The following is a 26,001-nucleotide window of genomic DNA, read 5'->3' on the forward strand; positions in this document are numbered from 1 at the left end:
AAAGAGTAAAAATTATAATATATAATATACCTATAAGGAAGTGGGGGCAAATATATGAATGACAAACGTTTTTTGAAATTGTTTAAATTACTTTCGAATAGCAAAACTCTAATGAAAAGTGAAGAAATATGTGAACAATTAGATATTGCACCAAGAACATTACGAAATGATTTGAAGAAATATAAATCCATATTTTTGGAAAATGGAGTTACATTAGTTTCAAAACCAGGTGTAGGATATCAATTTGAGATTTTTGATCAAGACTTATACTATAGATTTATACAAGAGCTTATAAAAAAAGAGACACATGGTCAATCTTTGATACCAGTATATCCTGAAGAGAGGATTAATTACTTAATAAAGTTATTATTGAGTATAGATAAATATATAAAAATAGAAGAATTGGAAGAAAAACTTTTTGTCAGCCGTTCAACTATAACGAATGATTTAAAAGAAGTTAGAGAAAGGCTGCAATATTATCATTTAGATATAGAAAATAGACCTAATTATGGAATGAAGATTATTGGGGAAGAATTTAATAAACGAGCATGTATTTCCAAATATTATTTTTATACAGATTCATATGATGATGTCATAATAAGTGAAGGAAAAAAAGAAAATAAAGGAATTATTAAAAAATTGTTATATGATACTATTACTGAAAACAAGTTTACATTAACTGATATAGGATTTGAAAATCTTGTTATACATATAATGATTTTATTAATGAGAATAGGAAAATTAACAGGAGATGAGACAATAGAAGATATTTATAGAAATTTAGAAAATGAGAAAGAATTTAAGATAGCTTGCTTACTTGTAAAGAAATTAGAAAAAGAGTTTAAAGTAAAGTTCCCTAAAAAAGAAATATATTATATTACAATTCATTTATTAGGTAAAAAATCGATTCAATATAACAATGAAACTTTGTTAATTAGCGAAGAAACTCAGGAATTATTAAATTATATCTTTAAACAGATAAAACAAAATTTTCGGTTAGATTTTTCGCAAGATTTTGAATTGTTTAAATTTTTAGCATTACACTTTCAACCAATGATGAATCGGTTAAAATATGGGCTTTACATTGAAAATCCATTAATTAGTAAAATAAAAAATGAAAATCAACTAGCTTTTGAAATATCACTTTATGTTGGAAGTGTAATAAAGGAAACAAAGAATTATGATGTGAATGTTAATGAAATTGGTTATATTGCATTACACTTTGCTTTAGCATTAGAACGTCATAATGAAAAAATGAAGAGTAAAAACATAATTGTTGTATGTGCAAGTGGAGCTGGAAGTTCACAAATTTTATTATATAAATTAAAGCGGAAATTTAAAAGTTATATTAATGAGATAAAGGTAGCCAGGGTGTATGAGCTATTAGAAATAGATCAAAGTAAATATGATTATATAATATCTACTGTTCCAATATTGTTTAAGACTCAAATTCCAATTATGAATGTACAATATTTTTTAGAAGAAGAAGATGTTGAACTTGTAAGTAATATATTTACAGAAACAGATAATGAATATTCTTTCGTAAATGACTACTTTAAAGATGAGTTGTTTTTTAAAAATCTAAAAGGAAGTACAAAGGAAGAAATAATTAAAAACATGTGCGAGAAGATGTGCAAAGTAGTGGACATACCTGAAGATTTTTATAAGTCTGTAATTCAAAGAGAAGATATGGCACCTACTGAGTTTGGTAATAATATTGCATTACCCCATCCGATTAAGCCCATAACAAATACAACTTTTGTAGCAATAGGTATACTAGAGAAACCAATAAAATGGGATAAGCAGCAGGTTAAATTTGTATTTTTAATTAGTACTAAAATGGAGAGTAAAGAATCGCTTAGTCTTTTTAATGAAAGCATATCTTCCTTAGTGTTTAATAAAAAAGCTATGCTTAAATTAGAAAAAGAACCAACTTTAAATACAGTAAAAAAGATTGTAAAAGAAATGGCGCTTAAAGAAAAAGAAAATACAATTGATAATTTATTTAAATAATAAATGCAAAGGAGGATTTATATGCGAATAATACTTTGCTGTTCTCAAGGAATGTCATCAAGTATATTTGTTAAGGCATTAAGAAAAGAGATAAAAGAACAAGAGCTAAATTACACAGTGGCTTCTATAGGAATATTTGAGTTATCAAAATATATAGATAAATCTAATTTTGTGCTACTTGCACCTCAAGTAAAATATGCTTTAAAGGATGTTTCTGAAATGAGTAAAGTTTATAATATTCCTACGATTCTCATTAAGGAAAGTGATTATGGAATTATGAATGTTAAAAAAATTTTAAATATTATAATAGAATGGCATAGAGATTGACAAAATTTACGAATGTCAGTTATAAGTTGTAGGTTAGGTATAAAAAGAAATGCTTAATCTACTATTTTATTTTTAGGAAAGTAGACTAAGAAGTTAACTGTTTAAAAATTATTGTAATCATTATAGAATATATTTTTGCTTAATGATAAATCTAATACTATAAAATATATTGATTTTATAGGCGAGGAAGTAAAAGAATGAAAGTATTTACAAGAATAACTACATTAAGCATGGTAGCATTAGTGAGTTTATTATTAATAAGTGGCACTACAATTAAGACAAATGTAAATCTTTATACATTTAATAATAGGAAGATAGTTAATGCAGCAGTATTGTTATATAGTTTTGAAGATCCATCTATGATACAATTTATGCAAAATTTTCAGGAAATTCAAAATCAAAATAAAGACAAAATACAATTTACCTTTTATGATGGCAAAAATAATATAGAAACACAAAGAGAAACATTAGATTCTTTACTTAAAAATGATGTTGATTTATTTATACTACTTTTAGTAGGTACAAACGAAACTGTAATAAAAGATTTTATTTTAAAAATTAAGCTTAAAAATGTACCAGTAATTATATTAGAAGCACCCACTACTTCAATATTAAATATTTCTAAGGAATATGATAGAGTGGCTTTTGTAGGTACTTCCAATATAAAAGATGCAGGTATCAAACAAGGAGAGATTGTTGTAGATGAATGGATTACTAATAAGAATACGATAGATAAAAATTCTGATAATATATTGCAATATATTTTGTTAGAAGGTGAAGCTGGAAATCCAATAGCAAATGAAAGAACAAAGTTTTTTATATCGACAATTAAAGCTGCAGGAATAAAAACAGAAGAACTTGCACGTGTGAATGCTAATTAGTTTAAAGAATTGGCCAGAGAAGCTATAAGTAATTTATTTTTCAAATATAATGGTAGAATTGAAGCAATAATTGCTAATAATGATGCTATGGCAATTGGTGCAATTGAAGCACTTCAAAAGTATGGATATAATACAGGTGATAAATCAAAATATATATCAGTAGTTGGAATTGATGCATTACCTGAGGCAAGAGAGTTAGTCGACAAAGGAATTATGATTGGAACAGTTATTCAAGATCAAAAAGCCATATCCGAAGGGAGTTACAAAGTTGGAATGAATTTAGTTAATAAGGAAAATCCTATAGAAAACACCGATTATAAAGTTGTTAATGGATTAATTGAGATTCCAATAAATTATCAGGAATATGTGCATAAAGGTGATATGTAATAACTTAAAACTTATTATATAAGAAGAAAAATGTAAATTAAATAATAAAGAGAATCAAATAAAGTGTTAGCTGTGAACTTTCTTACTTTTATAGTAGTTTACTGTTAATTGAATTTCAATGTAAATGATTATTTGAACTATATAGTATCATCTATAGGTTTTATTCGAATTACCAAAATATACAGATAGAACTTGATTGAGTATTACTTGTTCCATAAGTTAAATATGCTTTAAGAGGTGCTTTGGATAATATTTCTACAGTCCTTATATTAGCAAGATTAGGCAGAAAAAGAAATACTCAATTTGCCTATATTATTTTTAGACAGATAGAAAAGAAATTTAATTATTGAAAATTATAGAAGAATAAATTTTAGGTTTAGTGATAAATCTAATACTGTAAAATTGAATAATTTTTAGATGGAGAAGTGGAATAATGAAAGTGTTTGTAAAAATAACTACACTAGGCGTGGTAGTGGCAATGATTTTATCATTAATAATTAATACGAAAGTTAATGCGGATGTAAGTGATGATATATCCAATAATCAAAAAATATTCAATGTAGCAGTATTATTATATAGCTTTGATGACTCGTTTATGGAACAGCTTATGCAAAGTTTACAGGAGATTCAAAATAGAGATAAAGTGAGATTCACTTTTTATGATGGAAAAAATAATATAGCTATACAAAATCAAACCTTGGATTCAGTATTAAAAAGTAATATTGATTTGATTATATTAAATTCAGCTGATAACAAAGCAGGTGTAATAAAAGATTATATTTTAAAAGTTAAAGAAAAGAATGTTCCAATAATTATAATGGAGGCTTCCCCTACAGAAATACCAAGTCTTTCTAAAGATTATGATAAGTTAGCTTTTGTAGGGCCTGCTGATACAAAAAATGCAGGTATTGAACAAGGGAAAATTATTGTGAATGAGTGGAATTCACATAAGAACGTTATAGATAAAAATTTTGATAATATATTGCAGTATGTTATGTTAGAAGGCGAAGCTGAAAATCCAGTTGCAGAAGAAAGAACAAAGCTTCCAGTGTCAACAATTAATAATGCAGGGATAAAGATAGAGGAACTTGCTCATATAAATGCTAATTGGTTTAAAGAATTAGCAAGAGGTGCTATACATAATCTATTTCTTAAATATAATGGTCGAATTGAAGCAATAATTGCCAATAATGATGCTATGGCAATTGGTGCAATTGAGGCACTTCAAAAGTATGGATATAATACAGGAGATAAATCAAAATATATATTAGTATTTGGAATTGATGCAATACCAGAAGCAAGGGAGTTAATTGACAAAGGAATTATGACTGGAACAATTATTCAAGATTCCAAAGCTTTAGCCGAAGGACTTTACAAAGTTAGACTGAATTTAATTAATAAGGAAAATCCTATAGAAAACACAAATTATAAAGTTGTAAATGGACTAGTTGAAATTCCATTAAACTATCAGGAATATGTGCATAAAGGGGATATGTAATAACTTGAAACTTATTGTATTTAAGAAGAAAAATGTAAATTAAATAATAAAGAAAATCGAATAAAGTGCTAGAATTCTCTATTTTTATAGGAATTTAGGATTAACATCTAATAAAATGCCACAGTTTTGTGGCATTTTATTAAGTTAACATGTAATTGAGCCTACTTTATAATAAAAATATAAAGCAACAAAGATAATAAATAATAGTAGAAAGAGGTAATTGTAATGAGAAAAATAGTATTATTATGTAATGCAGGAATGTCTACAAGTGCTTTAGTAACTAAAATGAGGCAGGCAGCTGAAAAGATTAATTATGAATGTGAAATTAATGCATATGCAGCAGCAGAGGCTGCAAATGTAGCACAAAGTGCAGATATCGTGTTTTTAGGGCCCCAAGTTAAATATATGTTAAGTGAAGTTAAAGAAAAAGTAAATCCAGTTCCAGTAGAAGTTATTGATATGATGGTATATGGAATGATGGATGGTGGAAAAGTTATAAATAGAGCAAAAGAAGTGTTAGGAGATAAATAAATGGAAGGAATAGAATTAATAAGTTTCAAAATAATATCTTCAGTAGGAGAAGCAAGAAGTAATTATATTGAGGCAATTAGAGAGGCTAAAAAAGGTAATTTTGAAAAGGCTGATGCTCTTATTGAGGAAGGTTCAAAGATTTTTATAGAAGGACATCATGCACATTCTGAATTGATTCAACAAGAGGCAAATGGAAATCCAGTTGTACCAACATTGATGTTGATGCATGCAGAAGATCAACTTATGAGTGCAGATGCATTTAAAATTATTGCACAAGAGTTTATTGATGTATATAGAAATACATGCTCTAAGTAAAATCTGATTTATCATATGGGACCTATGTTCCCATATGAATCGGATAACATGAAAAGGTTATCTTAATTATAAGATATAAAATTACTTAAAAAATACTAATAATATTATATTAGGAGGAATTTAAATGGCTATAAATTTAGAAAAGGTTCAAGAGAAAATACAGCCAATAACTACGGTGATTGGACAAAATAAATATATACAAGCAGTAATGAAAGGTATGATGTTAGTATTACCGGCAACAATAATGAGTTCGTTTGCTACATTGATTAAGGTGTTTCCAATACCGGCTTATCAAACTTTTCTTACTAGTCATGGGCTCGCAAAATATTTTGATGTACCAATAAATTTTACAAATAATTTTATGGCAGTACTTGTTGCATTTGCAGTAGCATATGCTTTAGCTGGAAGTTTTGAAGTCGATGCATTCCCAGCAGGAATGTTATCAATGATTGCATTCTTCATTCTTACACCTTACAATCTTGGCGATATGGGACCACTTGGACAAAGTTTCTTTATTCCAAATGAGTGGTTAGGTGCTCAAGGAATGTTTACAGGAATAATAGTCGCATTTATAACTGCAAGATTGTTTGTTGCAATTACTAAAAAGGGATTAATTATAAAAATGCCTGACAGTGTTCCGGAATTTATTTCTAAATCATTTTCAAGTTTAGTCCCAGGTATTATAATACTTACTATGTTTTCAATAATATCAGCATTACTTAGTATGACTAGTTATGGAAGCATACATGCACTTATTTATAAGTTCTTACAAGCACCATTAACTTCATTGGGATCAGGAGTTTGGTCTGTTATTATAGTAACTATTATAGTTGAAGCGTTATGGTTCCTTGGACTTCATGGTTCAGCAATTGTTATTGGTGTAGTTCAACCAATATGGGCAGCAATGGATGTTCAACAACTTGCCGCATTTTCATCAGGTCAATCATTACCTAATATTACTGGTATGGCATTCTTTTGGACTTATACAGCAGCAGATTTATTACCGTTAGCATTTATGTTAGCTTTCATGGCAAAAAGTGCACGATATAAAACATTAGGAAAAGTTGCTTTTGTACCAGCAATATTTACAATTGGAGAACCTATGGCTTACGGTGTTCCTTTAGTAATGAATTTCATATTTGCGGTGCCTTATATATTTGTAAATGCTATTATAGTAGGATTAGCTTATTTCTTGACAGTTATTGGAATTCTTCCGCATGTAGGAGGAGTAGGTACACCAACAGGTACACCAGTAATTATTTCTGGATTTATGCAAGGTAGTTGGAAAATTGCAGCGTTCCAAGCAGTATCATTAGTAGTTAGATTTGCTTGCTGGTATATATTCTTTAAACTTGCAGATAGAATGGCTGTAGCTGATGAAAAAAATGCAGAAGTAGAAATATCATAATTTTAGATGGAATTGCTATCAACATTTAATATGATGGAGGAAATTCCTAAAGGTGCAAGAGTTAGAAGTAATAAAAAAGAAACAGAAACTACCTGATAAAGGAATTGCGATGTGGCCTGAACTAGCTAATAACTGGTTAAAAAAAGTACTTAGCATTTAGGAATTATCAAAAGGAGTTTGTAAAATATGAAAATAAATAATATTAGAGTTAATTATCAGGATTCATGCATAAATGTAGATTCTAATTCGTTAATAATAAGTTGGATTTCAGATATAAAACAAACAGATTATGAAATTGTAGTATGCAAAGAAGATGTTAATATTCACCAAAGTCAAAAAGTAAATTCGGCTGATAATGTAATTCATTTAAAAGATCTGCAGTTAGAACCTGAAACAGAATATAAAGTGATAATAAGATTATGGAGCGAATCTGACAATTGTATTAGGAGTGCAAAGTTTAGAACAGCGATTTTTGGAGATTTTATTGGTAAATGGATATCAAATGGAGAAAAATTAGAAAATGAAAGTGATTATTATAAGGATAATAGAAATTGCTTAATAAGAAAGAAGTTTAATGTAAATGATGAAATAAAGGAAGCTTTTTTATATATTGTTGGATTAGGATATTATAATGTGTATTTAAATGGAACAAAAATCGGAAAAGCCGAATTGAACACCGATTGGACAAAATATTCTAAATGCGTTTACTATGATGTTTATGAAGTTAGCAAGTATTTAAATCTAGGTGACAATGTAATTTCAGTTGAATTAGGAAATGGATGGTATAATCCAGCACCATTAAAATTATTTGGGAAATATAATCTTAGAGATGTATTAGATACAGGCGAACCTAAATTAATTGCAGATTTAAAGATAAACACAAATTCTGATGAAAAGATAATCATATCAACAGATGAATCGTGGGAAGTAGCTAAGGGGCCGTATCTTTTTAATAATATATATTTAGGCGAAAGATTGGACTCAAGATTAGTTAATGAAACTTGGAATCATATAAATTCTATAGATATAACATGGGAAAATGCAGTATTAACTACATCTCCAGATGGAAAATTAAATGCCAGCTTTATTGAAAAGAGTGAAAAAAGTAAAATTGTTGATGCGAAAAATGTCAGCATAAATAAAAAACAAAATATATTAATAGATTTTGGAGAAACGATAGAAGGATTTATTGATGTTAAATTTATTGGGAAAGCTGGACAAAAAGTAGAATTAATATATGGAGAAAACTTAAATTCAGATGAAACAGTAAACGTAATTTCAACTCTAGCAGGGTTTGTTGGAAGATTTTTTGGCAATTTTCAAATACCAGGTGGGCCAGGAGCACTTAAAATTGCTGACCAAAGAGATATATGTATTTTAAATGATGGTGAAACTCATTATGTTAACAAATTTACCTATCATTCTTTTAGATATGTTGAAGTTAGCGGGATAGCAATGGAGAATATTAGTGATATCAAAGCTATATATGTCCATGCAAAATTAGAAGAAGCTGGTTTCTTTAAATGTTCAAATGAATTATTTAATAAATTATATGATGTAGCAAGAAATGCAAAATTAAATAATATACATTCACTTTTTGAAGACTGTGCAAGAGAGAGATTTGGATATGGCGGAGACGTAGTATGCTTAGCTGCTTCTCAAATGTTTATGTTTGACACAGAAAATTTATATGAAAAAGTAATAAAAGATTTTAGGTATGACATAAGAGAAAATGGTGGAATTACAGAAACAGCACCATATATGGGGATAAAAAGTAATGGACCAGGAGATGGAGCCGGTCCACTCGGATGGCAATTGGTATATTCCTATATAATTAAAAAAATGTATGAGTATTATGGTAATACAAGAATTATAGAAAGTGAATATAAGTATGTAAAAAAACAGGTAGACTATTTAATTAGTCTTGGTCTTGAGTATTTATCAAAATGCTGCTTAGGTGACTGGGGGAGTGTGGATGGAGTTGAAGTTGATAATAGAAAAGTGTCTCCAGCACTAGGGCTTACAGCAAGTTGTTTCTATTATTATCATATACACTTGCTATCTGAATTTGCAAAAATAATAGGAAATGAAGAAGATTACCTAAAATACAGAACTAAAACAGAAGAAGTAAAAAAATCAATCATTAGTATATATAAGAATGATGATGGTACTTATGCAGATAAAAGTCAAACAAGTTATGCATTTGCATTGTATTTTAATTTAGATGAGGAACCTGAAAAGCTTGTAAAGGAATTGGCGGATAAAATAATAAACAATGATTATTATATAACTTGTGGAATTTTTGGAATGTTTATGACCTATGAAGTTTTAAATAAATATAATTACCAAGATGTTGTTTATAAATGGATCAATAATAAGGGAGAAAATACTTTTTATAGTATGCTTAAGAGAAATCAAAGCACTTTAAGTGAGTATTTTATTTATGGAGAACCTGGGTCAGATAATCACGCAATGTATAGTTCGTATATACAATGGTTTTATGAAGGATTAGCTGGAATAAACATTTCAAAAGATTCGTATGGAGCAAACAACATATTCATTAAACCATATTTTGAAGTGGAGCTTGATTATGTTCAGTGTAGATATAAGTCTGTAAAAGGTGATGTAGTAAGCAATTGGATAAAAGACAAAGAAGGCATTTTAGTGCATATTCAAATACCCAGCAATTTGAGGTCATGCCTATTAATTTTAGATAAAAAATATAAGAGTTTTTTGCAAGAATTTAAAATTGAAAAAGAAGATGAAAATTTTCTTTATATTGACATATCCCTTTGCAATGGTGAACTTAAGCTAAGATTAGGGGAATAAGTATGTATTTTTGATTTCTTCATTTCTATTCTGTTAAGGAAAATATCTTAAGCTTTTGTAAATATATAAGTTTGAGAAGGGAAATGCTCATGTAAAGTTAATGAAATAAAAGAGTATACTGGGGGAAATTATATGTTAAAAAGAATTACGAATTTTACAAGTTTATTAATAGTTGCTGCATCTCTTGCATCAATGGTTCCAGCTATGGCAGCTGATATTCAAAATTTTGATGCTGAGAATGGAACTATTTATAGTGCAATATCAAAGGGAGGCGGAATATTCATTATTGATGCAGAGTTAAATGGTGAAGATGAAGCTGTCTATTGTTATAAAGATGGAAAATATACAAAATTAGATGATGCTAAGCCAGGTGATACAATAAGTGATTTATGTGAAAATCAGTATGTGGAAATGAAAGACAGTAATGATAATTTTTATTATGTAGATATAATAACTGGCAAAGAAACAGATGCATATAACCGAGAAATTGATAATAAGGAGTGTGCAATAAAACTAAGAAACAAAATTAAGAAAGATAATGATGGAAGATTGTCTAAAGATACTTATATTAAGAATACTGTTGCAGCAGACGCCGTTATAGGAGGAACTACAACTCTTTGGAGTCAATACTCATATAAGTTAGATACAACAAATCTAATTGGAAAAGAATATTCTAACGTGTATGCTGATAAGGATGGAAACTATGTTGATGCTGATTATAACATAGGAAATATTAGAGTATATACTACAACTGGTTATAGTGTTAGCATAAATAACACAAACGATACTTATGAAGTAAAAGAAAAAGATGGATATACTTATGAACTTAAAGCTCAAATTGATGGTGATTTCCCATATTGCGAAAATCCTAATGATTTTTACAGAAAAGCTAAACTATCAATATGGGCAAGAAATAAAGATTTAAATGGTAATTATGAAAATATAACAAATTCAGTAGAGTTTGGAGTATCAAACAATCATCATGCCGTTCCAGTAAGTAATGATGGTAGTACTGGTTATTATACAACAGTAATGCAAATTATTTCAAAAGCTCAATCTTCAGATGCTATAGATGGAATAAAATATGCACAGAATGTAAAAACATACTTTGTTACAGATAAAGATGGTAACGCAGAACATATACTTGGATTGGGGACTTCTGGAAAAACAGGATATGCTATGATGTCAGGTAATGCTGAAGGACTTCAGAGTATTGTTATTGATGATGCTGATAAAAAGTTATATGCAGAAACTGTTAGCTTTAAATCAAATAATGGTTATAATTATGTAGATATAGGAAGTTTAAAAGAAACTGATTATGATGTTTTTGGAATTGGAAGTGGACAGATTTATTGCATAGATTCAGGATATCTAAAAAGATGGAATAACAAGGATTCATTTGAAAAGCTATATAGAGTGGATGCAGGTATGACTAATCTATCTGTTAATGATCCAGGTGATGTAATTGTATGGAATGAAAATAAGGAAAAATACTCAATTATATCAATACCGCCAACAGCTCCAGTTGAAGATAAAACGCTTACAGCAACTACTCCAGCTGTAAAAACAGGATGGGCAAAGGCTGCGGATGGAACTTGGACTTATGTTAAAACGGATGGAACTAAAGCTACAGGCTGGTTACAAGATGGAGCTGCTTGGTACTACTTAAATCCAGATGGTGTTATGGCTACAGGCTGGCAAAATGTAAGAAATACTTGGTATTACTTAAATTCATTAGGAGCAATGCAAACAGGTTGGATTAATGACAACGGAACTTGGTATTATTGTAATATATCAGGTACAATGCTTGCTAATACAACTATTGATGGATATATGTTGGGAGCTAATGGAGCTTGGCAAAGTAAAGAAGGTAATTCTTCAGATATTGCAGGCAAATTAAGCTTAGTAAAAAGTGATAAAGTAGCAAATTATAATTATTATATTTATGATGCTGCTAAAGATAAATACCAATCAACAAGAAGTGATATTTTAACACCTAAATATTATATTTTTGCCGGCAATAAAACTAAAGATGAAGCTAATGAATTAATTGCAAAGCTTGGAATTTTAAATAATGTTCAAGAGTGGGCTGGACAAGTTTATGTTGTTAATCCAATTGATGGAAAAACATATGGAAATGATGACAAAGAAGCATTTATCGATTTAGTTGGAGGAGCAATTAGTAATGTAAAAGTAATTGGAATTGATGATGGTGCAACATTTGCTAACAATTATCTTTCACAATCATGTTATTTTATAGCAGGGATGATGCTTTATGGTGGACAAATGAACGAAAATGTAGCGAAAACTGATGTTGTACCTGTATATTTAAGTAATACTAGCGATGTAGCTTTAGATTATTACAAACAGATAAATGATGTTACTATAGAAAGTAAAAAAGATAAATATACAGTATATACGAATGCTAATAAACCGTTGCAAGCAGTGGCACTAGCGTCTAACAAAGAGACATTAGGAGAAGCATTTAATAATGCATGGGAGAGTGTTCTATCAAAAAATTATCGTCAACATAATAATATTGCAGAGTTCTATAATCTTAATGCTAGAAGTGCTACAACAGATTATGAATTGATTCAGGCTCCTATTTTTAAAGATTTAGGAATAACTTATAATCAAGAAATTAATCAAAGTGTAACAGGGATGAATGGAAAATATACTTGGTTTGAGTATGTACCTAATACTGCTCTATCAAGCAAAGCTAAGAGCGTTCCTTTAGTAATAACTTTACACGGGAACCAAAACGATCCAAGAATACAAGGAGATTCAACAGGATGGCCTGAATTAGCTGCAAAAGAAAACTTTATAGTAGTATCTCCTGAATGGCAATCAAAAGATGCTAATTTCTTCAATGTTGATGGATTAGGAGAAGATGGAGTTATGAATTTAATTAAAGACTTACAAGTTAAATATCCTCAAATTGATCCATCTAGGATTTATGTAAATGGACTTTCACTTGGTGGTGCAGAATCTTTCTTACTAGGGTTGCAACATAGCGAAGTATTTGCAGGTGTAGGTATTACTTCTGGAGTTAATGTATTTGCTGATAAAGTTACAGAAATAGCTAATAATTATTCTAAAGGTGAAATTCCATTATTATATTTATGTGGAGATCATGATTTCTTCCAAATGATTCCGGTAGATGGAAGCAGTAAAAATGGAACACAATTATTATATGGTAAACAAGTTTGGGATGAAGATAAAAATGTACACATCTTTAGTTCATTACAAGCATATGAAAAAGTAAATGGATTACCAGTAAACCAAATGAATATGAAAGCTAATGAATATTATGGCATTGCTCTAGATAATCAGCGCTGGACTAAGATAGGCGATAAGGATATGTATACAGGAACATTATCAAATAAAAATGGAGTAATTGTAGAATTAGGAGCAATTAAGGATTTAGCTCATTGGAATTATAAGCCAGAAGCAGAATATATATGGAACTTCTTTGAAAAATATAAAAGAAATACAAAAACGGGAGAACTTATTTTTCAAAAGTAAAAATAAAATTCTAAAAAAAATGCTAATAATATTATACTAATTCTAAATTAGTTGTTATTAATAATGGAGAATATGTTTTATGTGGATAGAACAAGGCGAATTGGCAAAATATTCATAAAGTATATCTTTCATTAGCTTGGCAAGCTTTTTAGAATTCCCAGATTTGAAAAGTATGTAGTCATTATAATCATTGCTTTGATAAATTGAATGAATAAAAAAACTTTATTATGTCGAATAGGGTTGTGAAGGTTGCGTGGAAAAAAGAAGATAAACTTGTAGTAAAATATGAAGTACCAGAAGATATAGAAGTGGAGTTAAGGGATTGTTGTGAATATTGAGAGTAAGAAGATACCTAAATATACATGAACAGATTAAAAAAGATATTACTTATGTATATTTTTAATAGTTTAGATTAATATATAGAATAATATTATAAATAAAATAAAAGTGGGTGAGAATAACTTATGATAAAAGAAATTTATGATAAATTAGTATGTTTAACAGAAGAAGAATCAAAAATATTAAATGGAGAAACTTATATAAATAAAAGTATTTATACAGATAAAAGAAATTTTATCATAGATAGTAATAAGTTATTGACTAATGATGAATTAATAAGCATTAGAAAACATACAAGATTCATTAATTTCCCAAGCCATAAGCATAATTACATTGAATTTAATTATGCTTATCAGGGGAAACTTATTCAGATTATAGATAAGAAAGAAATAACGTTGCAAAAAGGTGAATTAATATTCTTAAATCAATTTATAAATCATGAAATTAAGGCATCCGATCAAGATGATATAATTCTAAATTTTATAATTAAACCAAAGTTTTTTGAATATATAACAGCATTAATTGATAATGAAAATATCATAAGTAAGTTTCTATTAAGCACGCTATATACATATCAGAATAGAGGAGAATATTTGTATTTTAAAGTTTCTGAGAGAAAAAGTATTCAGAAATTATTAGAAAGGATAATTATTGAATTATATACACCTTCAGCAATGAGCAAGGCAACAACAAAACTTTTAGTAGGTCTCTTATTAGTTGAATTAATAAAAAATTCACAAGATATAGAAATATATTCTGTAGATAATTATGAAAAAATGGTAATGATTCATACTTTAAGGTATATTGAAGAATTTTATAATAATGGAACTTTAGTAGAATTGTCAGAACAATTAAATTTACCTGATTACAAATTAAGCAAACTTATAAAAAAGCATACAAAAATGACTTTTAAAGAATTGCTACAAGAAAAAAAATTAGGTAAAGCCATAGAATTAATTAAATCAACTGATTATCATATGGTTGAAATAATAGATTATGTAGGGTATGAAAATCAAACACATTTTTATAGGATATTTAAAGAGAAATTTGGAATGACTCCTAGACAATATAAATTAAATTTAAATAATTAAGCTAGGATAACTTAGTCTATATCGCAAGCAGCCCTTAATGTGAATTTAAGATTAGATAATTTTATATAGATAGGAGAAGAGTATAATGTTACCTATAGAAAGACTTGAGACTATAAAGGAGATAGCTAGAAAAGAGAAAAAAATATATGTTTCTAAATTAAGTCAAAAATTTAATGTAGCAGAAGAAACAATAAGAAGGGACTTAGATAAATTAGAAAAGCAGGGGATATTAACTAGAAGTCATGGAGGGGCAAATTTAAGGGTTGAAGAAAGAAGTAATAATAAGTCTTTTGTCACTATATTAGAGGGAAACTCAGAAAATGAAAAATATATTGCAAAAAAGACAGTGGAACTTATTAGAGAATATAGTACTATAATTGCAGACTGTAGCAAAATAGTACTTGAAGTATTAAGGATGGTTAGAGATAGAGATGATTTAACAGTCATAACAAATTCAATAGAAGTATTAAAAGAATTAAATCAGTCAAATTTGAATATTATATCAACTGGAGGTATTGTAAATTCAAAAGGACAATCATTACAAGGAAACATAACACAAAAGTCTATAGGAAGTTATAATGTTGATATAGCATTAATAAATTGTAGTGGAATAGATATAAATAAAGGAGTATTAGATTTAAATGAAACAGAAGTTGAGATTAAAAGAAGAATGATTAGACAAGCTAAGAAAATTGCTTTATTAGCTGATAGTATTAAATTTGATAAGATTTCTCTTGAAAAACTTTTGGATTACGAAGATATAGACTACATAGTTACTGACACTAAGCCAAAAGGAGAATGGATGAATCTGTTCCAGTCACATAACATTGAAGTCAATTACTAATTATATATAAGTTAAATTAATATGTTACAGATTATAATTAGTGTTTATATTACATAATTAATCAGAATGTAATGTTATAATTGCAACTTATATGGAAATGCATATTTTGAATAAATTTTGATATTGAGAATTATGGAATTATTTTTCATATTCACTTATCCAACTGTATAAGAAATAGATAATGCTTATTCTACGCCCGAAATAGACGGATGATTTTCTAGAATAAACTTGAATTGGTACTATTTCAAATTGTTTGTTATAACTTAGTCTCATAAAGCAAACCAGTTTCATATTTTTATTTTAGTATATATTTTATTTCATCACCTCAGTGTGAAGGGCATAATCTTAAAATAATTATTAGGCAATGTTAAGGAGAACTTTTGCATTTATCAGAAGTTATCCTTTTTATATTTTTAGTTACAATCATTCATTAACGTTCAATATATATTAAATCTATAATTTTATCAAATTTTAAATCTGTTTAATTACTAAGTGAGTGTTTTTCATTTAAACCTATCTGAAATATAGTATTTTCGTAAAGGATATATGTATTAGTAATTTCATTAAACTTGAATTGCAAATAATGATAATAAATAAAACAAACCACGTCATTAAAGAATGCTCATATATAAATTATACTATAACTATAGTGTGGTAAATAAAAAAACAGGAGGAAAGGCATGTATGAATTATTATTTAGCCATTGATATTGGGGCATCTGGCGGGAGACATATATTAGGTTCAATAGAAAATGGAAAGATAAATTTAGAAGAAGTCTATAGATTTGAAAATAAAATAACTAAAGTAGGAAATGAGTATTGTTGGAATATTGAACAATTGTTTATGGAGATAAAAAATGGAATAAAAAAATGCAAAGATGTAGGTAAAATTCCAAGGAGTATAGGAATAGACACTTGGGCAGTTGATTTTGTTTTATTAGATGAAAATGATAATATGCTTGGAAATGCAGTTGCTTATAGAGATGATAGAACTGAAGGAATAATGGAAGAAGTATTTGATATTATTCCGAAAAATACTATGTATTTGCGTACAGGAATTCAGTTTCAAAGATTTAATACAGTATATCAATTAATTTCAATAAAGAAGAATAATCCTGAATTATTAAATAAGGCAAAGACATTTTTAATGATACCTGATTACTTAAATTTTTTGCTTACAGGAAAAAAAGTTAATGAATATACTAATGCATCATCAACTCAGCTTGTTAATTCTTCTGCTAAAACATGGGACACAAAAATTATTGAGAAATTAGGAATTAATAAGGAAATTTTTCAAAAAATAAAATTACCTAAAACAAGTCTAGGAAATTTAAGAGATGAATTAGTTAATGAATTTGGATTTGATATGGAGGTAATACTTCCAGCAACTCATGATACGGGTTCAGCATTTATCTCATCTGTATGTAATGATAATGACAGCATTTATTTAAGTTCAGGAACATGGTCACTTATAGGTGTAGAAAACAGGTTCCCAATTTGCGTACCACAGGCAATGGAGTATAACTTCACCAATGAAGGTGGAATAGATTATAGGTATAGATTCTTAAAAAATATTATGGGACTTTGGGTAATTCAAGAAGTCAGAAGGAATACTCAAAACAAATATTCTTTTGCAGAACTAGTTGATTTAGCAAGAGAACATTCAGATTTTGCTTCAATAGTAAACGTTGATGATGATAGATTCCTAAAACCAGAAAACATGATTGAGGAAATAAAAGCTTACTGTAAAGAGACAAATCAAAAAGTTCCAGAAGAAATAGGTGAAGTGGTACAGTGCGTGTTTAATAGCCTAGCTCATTGTTATAAAAAAGCTGTAGCTAGCCTTGAGGAGATATTTGAAAAGGAATTTAAGAGAATAAATATCTTTGGTGGTGGATGTCAAAATGATTTACTTAATGAATTAGTTGCTAAAGTCACAGGAAAAGAAGTATTGGCAGGTCCAGTAGAAGCTACAGCAATAGGAAATATTATAGTTCAGCTTATAAGTAAAAATATTTTTAAAGATTTAGGAGAAGCAAGACAAGCTATCAAAGAATCATTTGATATTAAAGTATTTAAATGAAATAAAAATAAATCTGTATGTGCAGATAAGTTTTATTAGTATAAATTACTCAAACAAACTAGTAAATGAAAATTTATAAAATCCTAATATAAACGGAGGAGTAAAAAATGAATATTAAAGAAAAATATGAATTAGCAAAAAAAGAATATGAAAAATGGGGGATTGATGTAGAGAAGGTTCTAGAAGAACTTAATAAAGTTAAAATATCAATTCACTGCTGGCAAGGGGATGATGTTACAGGGTTTGAAGTAAGCCAAAATGAATTGTCAGGTGGTATTGCTGCAACTGGTAACTATCCAGGGAGGGCAAGAAATGCAGAAGAATTAAGAAAGGACTTAGAAAAAGCATTAAGCTTAATTCCAGGAAAACATAAGATTAATCTTCATGCTATTTATGCAGAGACTGATGGAAAAGTAGTAGAAAGAGATGAATTGAAACCAGAACATTTTAAAAATTGGGTAGAATGGGCAAAGAAAAATGGATTGGGCCTTGATTTTAATCCAACAATCTTCTCTCATCCAAAAGCTTCAGATGGTTTAACATTATCTCATCCAAGCAAAGAAATAAGGGACTTCTGGATAAGACACTGCATAGCTTCAAGAAAAATTGGAGAATACTTCGGAAAAGAATTAGGGCAGACTTGTTTAACAAATATCTGGATACCAGATGGTTATAAGGATATTCCAAGTGATAGGTTAGGACCAAGAAGAAGGCTTAAAGAATCTTTAGATGAAATTTTAAAGGTAGAAATAGACAAAAAGTATAATTTAGATTGTGTTGAGTCAAAGGTGTTTGGATTAGGTGCAGAGGCTTACACAGTAGGATCAAATGAATTTTATCTAAACTATGCAGCTAAAAATAACATAATGTCACTAATGGATACAGGACATTATCATCCAACAGAAGTTGTATCGGATAAACTTTCAGCAATGTTATTGTTTGATGAAAAGGTTGCTCTTCATGTAAGCAGACCAGTAAGATGGGATTCTGACCACGTTATAGTTTTAGACGATGAACTTAAAGAATTAGCTAAAGAGATAGTAAGAAACGATGCTTTAGACAGAGTAATTATTGGACTTGATTTCTTTGATGCAAGTATAAATAGAATTGCAGCATGGACAATTGGAACAAGAAATATGATAAAAGCATTATTAAATGCAATGTTAATACCAAATGATAAATTAAGAGAATTACAGGATGATGGAAACTTCACAGAAAGATTAGCTTTAATGGAAGAATTCAAAACTTATCCAATGGGTGATATTTGGAATTACTATTGTGAAAAGAATAATGTATTAGTAGGAGAAAGCTGGGTCGATGAAGTTAAAGAGTATGAAAAAAATGAATTATTAAATAGAAAGTAATTATTATTTATATAAATAGTTAGCCAATAAAAGAAAAATATAGAATTTAATTATAAAAAGAAAGCAGGTAATAAGAATGTCTTTAGAGGATATGAAATTTATAGAAAATTTTAAAAAAATAACAGAGGATGCTTGGCTTAAAGGTTGGCATGAAATAAATGGCGGAAACATTACATATAGGTTAACTGAAGAAGAAGTAGATGGAATAAAAGAATTTATTAATGAAGATTCAGCATATACTCCAATTGGGGTAACAGTTGAAAACTTAGCTAATGAATATTTTTTAGTAACTGGAAGTGGAAAATTCATAAGAAACATGACAATTTCTTTAGGAGAAAATGCTGGAATAGTTAAGATCGATGAGAAAGGCGAGAATTATAAAATTGTTTGGGGATTAGTAAATGGTGCAAAGCCAACAAGCGAGTTGCCATCACATTTAATGAGTCACGCTATAAAAGTAGAAAAAACAAATGGAACTCATAGGGCTATAATGCATTCGCATGCTACAAATACTATTGCGCTAACATTTATATTACCATTAGATGGAGTAGTATTTACTAGAGAATTATGGGAAATGGCAACTGAGTGTCCAGTAGTATTCCCAGATGGAATTGGAATAGTTCCTTGGATGGTTCCAGGTGGAGGAGCAATTGCAGAAGCTACAGGTAAGCTAATGAATGACCACGATGTAGTTATTTGGGCACATCATGGAATGTTATGCTCAGGAGAAACATTAGATTTAACGTTTGGACTTATGGATACAGTTGAAAAGTCAGCTGAAATTTTAGTTAAAGTATTATCCATGGGTGGAAAAAAGCAAACAATAACTTCACAAAACTTTAGAGATTTGGCGAAAGATTTTAATGTCATTATCTCAGAGGATTACTTAGCTTAATAAATTCTTTGAAGCTGAGCTGTGAAAAAATTTGTTAACACCTATCTTTCTGTATGTAGCAGTGGGACCAAAATTTATTAATGTAAAAATTGTCCTTGAGGCTTCTTAAGGGAAATAAAAAAATTTCAATTAATAAATATATTTAGATAAGTTTTTAAAAACAGAAAAATAATTGTTCAACAATGAATTTAATATAAAGAAGGAGAGTGATTTTTATGGCAAATAGAATGGTTTTAAATGAAACAAGCTATATAGGAGTAGGCGCTATTAAGAATATTATCGCAGAAGTTAAAATAAGAGGATATAAAAAAGCACTTGTTATAACAGATAAAGATTTAATCAAGTTTAGTGTAGCTACTAAAGTAACAGATTTATTAAAAGTAAATAACTTGGATTTTGAAGTATTTGATGAGGTAAAAGCTAATCCAACTATAAATGTAGTTTTAGCAGGTATAGATAAATTTAAAACAGCTGGTGCAGATTATTTAATTGCAATAGGTGGAGGATCATCAATTGATACAGCAAAGGCTATTGGAATAATCATCAATAATCCTGAATTTTCAGATGTGAGAAGTCTTGAAGGAGCAGTAGAGACAAAAAATAAATGTGTTGATATTATAGCAGTTCCAACAACAGCAGGAACAGCAGCAGAAGTTACAATTAATTATGTAATCACTGATGAAGAAAAGAGACGTAAATTTGTATGTGTTGACCCACATGATATTCCAGTTATAGCAGTTGTTGATTCAGAAATGATGGCATCAATGCCAAAAGGTTTAACAGCAGCTACAGGCATGGATGCATTAACTCATGCAATTGAAGGATATATTACAAAGGGAGCTTGGGAATTAACTGATGCACTGCATTTAAAAGCTATTGAAATAATTTCACGTTCACTTAGAAGTGCCGTAAAGAATGAACCAAAAGGAAGAGAAGATATGGCCCTTGGACAATATGTTGCTGGTATGGGTTTCAGTAATGTTGGATTAGGTATTGTTCACTCAATGGCGCATCCGCTTGGAGCGTTTTATGATACTCCACATGGAATTGCTAATGCGGTAATATTACCATATGTTATGGAATATAATGCAGATGCTACAGATGAAAAATATAGAGAAATCGCTAGAGCAATGGGAACTCAAGATGTAGATAATATGTCTCAAGAAGAATATAGAAAAGCAGCTACGGATGCAGTTAAAAAACTTTCAGAAGATGTTGGAATACCTAAAGTATTAAGTGAAATTGGTGTTAAGGAAGAAGATTTGCAGGTGCTTGCAGAATCGGCTATGGCGGATGCATGTACTCCAGGAAATCCGAAGGATACAAGTATTGAAGAAATATTAGCCATTTATAAAAAAGCTTTTAAATAGTAATCTACTAAAAGCAAATAGAAACACTAACTTTTAGTAGAGTGTATTTCAGATCAAATAAATTTATCGCGCGATAAGGAGATCTTATTCAAAATGCTAATTATGAATTGCTTGAACAAACTCAAAAAGAAATCTTTGATACATTAAAATTTATTATAATACAAAAAGAATGCATTCTTTTTGTATTATATCACTCTAAATTCGAAAAATTAAATTTAACTTTGTGCCATCAAAACATTGATAATTCTGAGGCTGAAAACAACTTTAAAAGTTAATAATTTTAGATTCTCCTGTAAAGGAATATATAGTGGCGGTTGCATTTTTTAGATAGAGTACTTCGCAATTTCCATCATTGGCATCATACCTATTTTTAAGACTTGGATATTCACCAAGCATATATTGTCTAGCTTCAATTCTATCATCTTGAATAGCAGTTGCTGTGACACGTATCCAAGTTCCATCCTTACCCATGGCACAGATTTCAATTCTAGGATTTTTTTTCATTTGAGCAAATACGTTTTTTACATTTCCAGTTTGAATGTATAAATTGTCTTCAAAGATGGCGATTGTCCCAAAAGGTCGAACTCTTGGTTGGTCATTTTCGGTTGTTGCTAGGTAATAGGTACCTATACTTTTTAGATATTGATAAACTTCATCCATTCTAATTACTCCTTTTAATTTATATTATACAATAATTATAATTCATATATTTAAAATAACAAATACAATCTTTATATAGTGTAAGTATCAAATTAGATACTATAGATTAAATTTAGATATTATGAGAAATTTGCCTGCAATATACGAAATAGAAAAAGGTTACAAGATAGTTAAATTAACAATGAGAGATGATTCATTAGAAACTTTTAAAGAATAGATTATTGAGAATTATGTAAATAAATTTTTATTTCTTAGTGTTAAAGTAAAATTTTATAGGCATAAGTTATAGTGGTGTGTAACTGAATATATTAGAATCCAGAAGAAGTACTTAGTTGATTTCAATAGGAGATGAAGGACTGAATATTTAGTAAGTTCACAACTTTAGATAAATTAAAGATAATAAATAATTTTGAATTTACTAAATAAGAAAATTATAAACAATGAAACATTTGATAGAACTTTTGCAATATAACTGTCTAGAAGAGATTTAAACTGCTAAAAAAATCTTGAATTAAGTATATATAATAATACAATGCGGATAGATAGTAGCCAGATTTCTATGAAATAGATAGAAAAGTTATTAGATTTATATTAACTGCAAATAAGGAGAAATTAAGAATTAAGATTTAACAGAATATGGTCTTTGGAATAGAAAAAACAACTAAATTAATTGAACAAGCTGTTAAAGAGAAGTATTTTTAACATAAATAATTACGCGATGAGGAAAAGAAACACTTGAAGGAATATTAAACTTGAAGTATTTCTTTTGATTATGTAATTAAGAAGAATATTAAATATATGAAATTTATAATAAATATTAAATTCATATATTGATTAATTAAAAAATAAAATTTTTGTATATCTTTAATAAGAGACCATGAGATTTTATAATTCTAATTAAGTAATTGTCTTATATTTAATATTAAAGAAATAAAAAACACATAAGATTTAAACTTACAAGAGGAATTTTTTAATAGAGAATGTTTTTTTATAAAAGCGGAAATATCATAGTTATTTATTTTCTTGACTATAATTATTACAATGCTTAATACAATTCATCAACCAAGTAATAGTACATTCTTCCCTTAAAATAGCTCCATCAAGAACAATATAGTCACCAAATTCGTTGCTATTAACATGTGGGACGTTTCCATAGCACTCTTTTTGACTAAGTAAAAAAGTAAGTCTTTCTTTATGCTGGAATAATTGGTGCTCTAATAATTCAATTCTTTTATCTATATCTAAATTATTTGAAAAATACATTCTAAGACGAAAAATATTTTTTGGTGTTGGTTCCAGAGGCTCATCTTTTTTTAGCCATTTTAAGAATTCTTTTTTACCTTTTTCAGTAATAGTGTAAACTTTCTTTTCTAAAACATCACCGCTAAGTTCAATATTATAAACTATAAGTTTTTCATCAACTAATTTCTTTAATTCTGGATATATTTGACTATGCTTTGCATTCCAGAATTCAGCTAATTGTAAACTGAAATCTTTTCCTATACCATAACCTGTCATAGGATTTCTGTTTAATAAACCTAAAATTGCATATTTAAGTGTTCTCATAAATTCACCTCTTTTTATAATAATTATTTATTATAGCATGATTTCAATAAATAGCAATGATACTATAATGATATAAAATTTACTGCATTAACTATGTAAAAATTGGAAATACTTAGTATAACGAAATATTTAAAATAAAAAGGAAGAACTTAATCATTATAGAAAAGGGATAGTATTATTTATTGAAATAATTATAATGGCTCAGAGTAAATTAGGATATCAGAAGAGGAAGGCAAAAAGCTAATCCAGGACAGAATTTAAACATTTGCCTAAGTCATAAAATTAACTAAAGTTTACATAATAAATTAATGAAATTTCTAAATTGAATATGTAATAATATTAAAAATAAGTCACATATGGATATTTTCCACATGTGGCTCTTGCATTTTGTTTAGAATAAATTAGCTATTATTTAAGCAAGCAATTTGTTTGATACCAAAGTTATAGTTGCATTATTTATATTTTCACTTTGATACCCATAAGGATATTTTAACCGGTCTATACTTTCTAGAATAGGTTTTATTTTTTTATTTTATTGTAGTTTTCATCAAAATATTTTTTGTCTCTAATATCATTTGTCATGCCTTTATAAGGGGGTTCGGAAATAACATCTTCATTATTTAGCCCAGCATTACTCATGTAAGTAATAGTTGCAAATTCAGGAACTACATACTTTGGATAAGTTTCGTATTTATCTCTCGATTCTTTCATTAAATCAATATGTTCATTTTGATAAGTTACTGTGATTTCCGGATGTTCATGAACCCATTTTGGAAAGAAGATAACTCCATGTAATTTTCCCTCGTTTGGCATAAAATCTAAGGCCACATCAGTACCAGTTGGTTCAGTCCAAGTAATTTTAAATACACCATCTGTTAATTTTACAATGTTTGCTTCTTGATTTGTTACCCAACGTCCAGCTACCATGCCGCCATGGATACGATAATCAACAGTATGATCATTTTTTGCATACCATTCATATTCCCAACCGTTATCGTAAGTGTAAATGAAATGTGTTCCTAAAAAATCATCTAAGTCTTTAAATATTTTTTTACCTTCCATTGTGTTTATCCTCCTTTAGTAAAGTAATATATAAATATAAACATATAAATATTTATATGTTTATATTTATATATTATGCTATACTTTGAACATGAAATTGTCAATAGGCAAAAAAGTATGCTAAGGTTTATTGTTTTGAGGTAAAATAGAAAAAAATAAAAGGTAAGATAAAAAATTTTTATCTAATTTTGCGATATAGTTGCATTAGTTGCTAAAAATCATTTAGTCGGGAAAATTAATAAAGCAATAAATATAAGAGTGTATGCTTAAAAAGACCATATTACAAAAAGCATTTTCAAATATGCAATGTATTTTTTCTTATAAAAAATACATTCTGTTAAAACATAATTAAAGATTTTTTTGTGACAGAATTTGAGAATGCGGTGTTTGAAAATATATTAATTACAAGTATTAGGATAGGATTAATATATATAGGAACTATTTATTGAAGTTGGAAAAAGAGATATGTTGATTAATTCTATTATTTTATAGAAGAAAAATTAAGTTAGTTTTAGTAATATTAAATAACGATCATATTATTTGATATTACTAGCTAAACCTAAAATTATATGTTTAGTAATAAAAGATAATATAATTGTTTGGTAATTTGGTATATATGAAGTAATAGATTTCTATATGTTAATCACATAATATATAGCATATGTAGAATTAATTGAAAATGGGGGTAAAACTTTAGAATATAGGCGGTATTGGCTTAGTAAGTGCATCAGAAGTTGAACTAAAAAAGATATGGTTTTATATATGTAGATAGAAATAATGATGGAAGTGGAACATTAGAGAGATATAAGAAGAAAAGTTTCTATTTGGGACAAAGAAGCTATAGCTACAAATGGAGCAAGCTTAAGAAAATAAAAAAATATAGAATTAAATAAAGCTAAAAACAGTAAAATTTTTAACAATACTTTGTGTAAGCATGAGTATAAAAAATAGAAGGATCATTGTTTAGCATCAATATATTTACAAAAATTTCATTAGGAAGATGAAATCTAAATG

17 protein-coding genes and 2 pseudogenes are annotated in these 26,001 nt (G+C 28.3%); 16 read left to right on the forward strand and 3 right to left on the reverse strand.

Annotated elements, in window-relative coordinates:
- Window positions 1-54 precede the first annotated feature (54 nt).
- The 15 genes and pseudogenes from CDLVIII_RS12920 to fucO all read left to right on the forward strand — a co-directional run bounded on the left by CDLVIII_RS12920 (window position 55) and on the right by fucO (window position 21,699).
- Complete coding sequence (locus CDLVIII_RS12920; protein ID WP_009169879.1) at window positions 55-2,013, forward strand: BglG family transcription antiterminator; 1,959 nt, start codon at window positions 55-57, stop codon at window positions 2,011-2,013.
- Window positions 2,014-2,034: 21 nt separating this feature from the next.
- Window positions 2,035-2,340, forward strand: a complete 306-nt coding sequence (locus CDLVIII_RS12925; RefSeq protein WP_009169880.1) for a PTS sugar transporter subunit IIB — start codon at window positions 2,035-2,037, stop codon at window positions 2,338-2,340.
- A gap of 371 nt (window positions 2,341-2,711) precedes the next feature.
- Window positions 2,712-3,608: pseudogene (locus tag CDLVIII_RS12930) on the forward strand (substrate-binding domain-containing protein).
- Between the two features lie 433 nt (window positions 3,609-4,041).
- The gene (locus CDLVIII_RS12935) at window positions 4,042-5,106 is read left to right on the forward strand and encodes a galactose ABC transporter substrate-binding protein (protein ID WP_009169881.1); all 1,065 of its coding nucleotides are present in this window, start codon (window positions 4,042-4,044) and stop codon (window positions 5,104-5,106) included.
- A 225-nt stretch (window positions 5,107-5,331) separates the two neighbouring features.
- Window positions 5,332-5,637 (forward strand): PTS sugar transporter subunit IIB, encoded by a 306-nt coding sequence (locus tag CDLVIII_RS12940; RefSeq protein WP_009169882.1) that lies wholly within the window; start codon window positions 5,332-5,334, stop codon window positions 5,635-5,637.
- Window positions 5,638-5,952, forward strand: coding sequence for a PTS lactose/cellobiose transporter subunit IIA (locus CDLVIII_RS12945; RefSeq protein WP_009169883.1), 315 nt, complete (start codon window positions 5,638-5,640; stop codon window positions 5,950-5,952). It abuts the gene before it with no gap.
- Between the two features lie 124 nt (window positions 5,953-6,076).
- Complete coding sequence (locus CDLVIII_RS12950) at window positions 6,077-7,360, forward strand: PTS transporter subunit EIIC (protein WP_009169884.1); 1,284 nt, start codon at window positions 6,077-6,079, stop codon at window positions 7,358-7,360.
- Between the two features lie 186 nt (window positions 7,361-7,546).
- Window positions 7,547-10,189, forward strand: coding sequence for a family 78 glycoside hydrolase catalytic domain (locus tag CDLVIII_RS12955; RefSeq protein ID WP_009169885.1), 2,643 nt, complete (start codon window positions 7,547-7,549; stop codon window positions 10,187-10,189).
- Between the two features lie 132 nt (window positions 10,190-10,321).
- Window positions 10,322-13,714 carry a PHB depolymerase family esterase gene (locus CDLVIII_RS12960; protein ID WP_009169886.1) on the forward strand — a complete coding sequence of 1,131 codons (3,393 nt, stop codon included), beginning with the start codon at window positions 10,322-10,324 and terminating at the stop codon, window positions 13,712-13,714.
- Window positions 13,715-14,178: 464 nt separating this feature from the next.
- Complete coding sequence (locus CDLVIII_RS12965; protein WP_009169887.1) at window positions 14,179-15,144, forward strand: AraC family transcriptional regulator; 966 nt, start codon at window positions 14,179-14,181, stop codon at window positions 15,142-15,144.
- A gap of 85 nt (window positions 15,145-15,229) precedes the next feature.
- The gene (locus CDLVIII_RS12970; RefSeq protein ID WP_009169888.1) at window positions 15,230-15,988 is read left to right on the forward strand and encodes a DeoR/GlpR family DNA-binding transcription regulator; all 759 of its coding nucleotides are present in this window, start codon (window positions 15,230-15,232) and stop codon (window positions 15,986-15,988) included.
- 684 nt (window positions 15,989-16,672) lie between these two features.
- Window positions 16,673-18,070: a rhamnulokinase gene (gene rhaB / locus CDLVIII_RS12975; RefSeq protein WP_009169889.1), complete on the forward strand. Its 1,398-nt coding sequence runs from the start codon at window positions 16,673-16,675 to the stop codon at window positions 18,068-18,070.
- Between the two features lie 107 nt (window positions 18,071-18,177).
- The gene (gene rhaA, locus CDLVIII_RS12980; RefSeq protein ID WP_009169890.1) at window positions 18,178-19,434 is read left to right on the forward strand and encodes an L-rhamnose isomerase; all 1,257 of its coding nucleotides are present in this window, start codon (window positions 18,178-18,180) and stop codon (window positions 19,432-19,434) included.
- A 76-nt stretch (window positions 19,435-19,510) separates the two neighbouring features.
- Complete coding sequence (rhaD, locus tag CDLVIII_RS12985) at window positions 19,511-20,329, forward strand: rhamnulose-1-phosphate aldolase (protein WP_009169891.1); 819 nt, start codon at window positions 19,511-19,513, stop codon at window positions 20,327-20,329.
- Between the two features lie 215 nt (window positions 20,330-20,544).
- Window positions 20,545-21,699 (forward strand): lactaldehyde reductase, encoded by a 1,155-nt coding sequence (fucO, locus tag CDLVIII_RS12990; protein WP_009169892.1) that lies wholly within the window; start codon window positions 20,545-20,547, stop codon window positions 21,697-21,699.
- 264 nt (window positions 21,700-21,963) lie between these two features.
- Here fucO and CDLVIII_RS12995 read toward each other — a convergent pair whose 3' ends face one another.
- The 3 genes from CDLVIII_RS12995 to CDLVIII_RS13005 form a co-directional block, all read right to left on the reverse strand.
- A complete protein-coding gene (locus CDLVIII_RS12995; RefSeq protein ID WP_009169893.1) occupies window positions 21,964-22,359 on the reverse strand; it encodes a pyridoxamine 5'-phosphate oxidase family protein in 396 nt (131 codons plus the stop codon).
- Window positions 22,360-23,370: 1,011 nt separating this feature from the next.
- Window positions 23,371-23,925 carry a PadR family transcriptional regulator gene (locus CDLVIII_RS13000; RefSeq protein WP_009169894.1) on the reverse strand — a complete coding sequence of 185 codons (555 nt, stop codon included), beginning with the start codon at window positions 23,923-23,925 and terminating at the stop codon, window positions 23,371-23,373.
- Between the two features lie 519 nt (window positions 23,926-24,444).
- Entirely contained in the window at window positions 24,445-24,987 is a 543-nt protein-coding gene (locus tag CDLVIII_RS13005; protein ID WP_009169895.1) for a phenolic acid decarboxylase, read from the reverse strand.
- A 703-nt stretch (window positions 24,988-25,690) separates the two neighbouring features.
- Here CDLVIII_RS13005 and CDLVIII_RS32740 point away from each other — a divergent pair.
- Window positions 25,691-25,860, forward strand: a pseudogene (locus CDLVIII_RS32740) (family 1 glycosylhydrolase); the annotation flags it as partial.
- Window positions 25,861-26,001 lie beyond the last annotated feature (141 nt).

This window comes from Clostridium sp. DL-VIII (genome assembly GCF_000230835.1).
Classification (GTDB): Bacteria; Bacillota; Clostridia; order Clostridiales; family Clostridiaceae; genus Clostridium.